Below are 1,134 nucleotides of genomic sequence, written 5' to 3'. Positions count from 1 at the left end.
TCCACGTTCTTGACGGCGGCGTCGATCTCTTCGTCGGACGCCGCGCGACAGGGAAGGTCGCGGCGGCGCCGGAAAAGTCGGATGAGCACCTCACCGATCGCCATCATTGGGCGGCCCTCGGCGGCGCGATCGGATAGACCCCGCGCTCGATCGCGCGCGTCATGGCTTCAAGGGTGCGCGAGGTCCCCGCATGCGCCTGCGTCGCCTCGCCAATGGCGGCGACGGCGCTATGCGACACCGCCAGCACGGCGTCGCGGTCTTTGCTCAGATACTCGATGAGCCGGTTCTCCGCGGCCTTCCGGTCGGCCCGCTCCTGGAGATAGGCCCAGCCGAGCGCAAGCAGGCCGAGGCCCGGAAGGCCATATTTCAGAAGCTCGACGATCACCTGGTCCATCATGCTACTGCGCGACGCGCTCGGCCTTGGCGGCGCCTTCCGTGCCGGCGATCGAGCTGTTCGTCGTCACCACGTCGTTCTGGACGCCGGGCAGCTTGGCGATGATCTTGGTGCGCAGCTGGTCGTCGGTCTGGCCGAGGGTCGAGACGGCCTTCGGGTTGTCCCGCTTCACGATCTCGATCGCGTCGTCGATCAACCCGGCCGGGAGCCCGTCCAGCTTTCCGCCGCGCGCAGCGAGCGTCGTGACGAGCGCGCGCAACGTGTTGTCGATCGTGCGGTAAAGGCTCTGGGCAAGCTCGCCGTCCTTCTGCACCTTGAGCGCGCCGACGATCCTCGCCGTCAGCCAGGTCGCGAGCACCGGCACGAGGCCGGCAATGAACAGCAGGAGCCCCGGTCGGACGGCGTCCCAGACCTCGTTCAGAAAGGCTTCCATAGCGGTCTCCATGGCGCGGCCTGGGGCCGGCGCGGTTCAAGCTTCGTTGGTGGTGATCTCGCCGGTCGCGGCCGCCATCGGCGCGACCACGATGTCGCCGGCGGTCTTCGGCCAACGGCAGTCGAGCAGCCGGCCGCGGTCGAGCCGGCTGACCGAGATCGTGTTCGACTGGTTGCCGCCGAGGATCGAGAGGTAGGAGGCGTCGGCGCCGACCACGAAGCCGACATGCCCCTGCGTCCCGGCCTTCGATCCGCGCCAGAACACCGCGACCGCGCCGACGACCGGCTCTGGCGCCTTCACGCCGAAG

General features: G+C 69.0%; 3 protein-coding genes. All 3 read right to left on the bottom strand.

The window, feature by feature from the left end; all coding sequences use genetic code 11:
- Positions 1-103: 103 nt before the first annotated feature.
- Positions 104-397 carry a hypothetical protein gene (locus EK403_RS15110; RefSeq protein ID WP_128778301.1) on the bottom strand — a complete coding sequence of 98 codons (294 nt, stop codon included), beginning with the start codon at positions 395-397 and terminating at the stop codon, positions 104-106.
- A gap of 1 nt (position 398) precedes the next feature.
- On the bottom strand, positions 399-827 hold the full coding sequence (locus tag EK403_RS15105) for a hypothetical protein (protein ID WP_128778300.1): 429 nt from the start codon (positions 825-827) through the stop codon (positions 399-401).
- A gap of 36 nt (positions 828-863) precedes the next feature.
- Positions 864-1,134: C40 family peptidase (locus tag EK403_RS22745; RefSeq protein WP_487327328.1), on the bottom strand; the 271-nt coding region annotated here is incomplete at its 5' end.

It is taken from the genome of Hansschlegelia zhihuaiae (genome assembly GCF_004103825.1).
GTDB lineage: Bacteria > Pseudomonadota > Alphaproteobacteria > Rhizobiales > Methylopilaceae > Methylopila > Methylopila zhihuaiae.
Note: the sequence above shows the minus strand (reverse complement) of the source record. Positions and strands in the feature narration are given on the sequence as shown.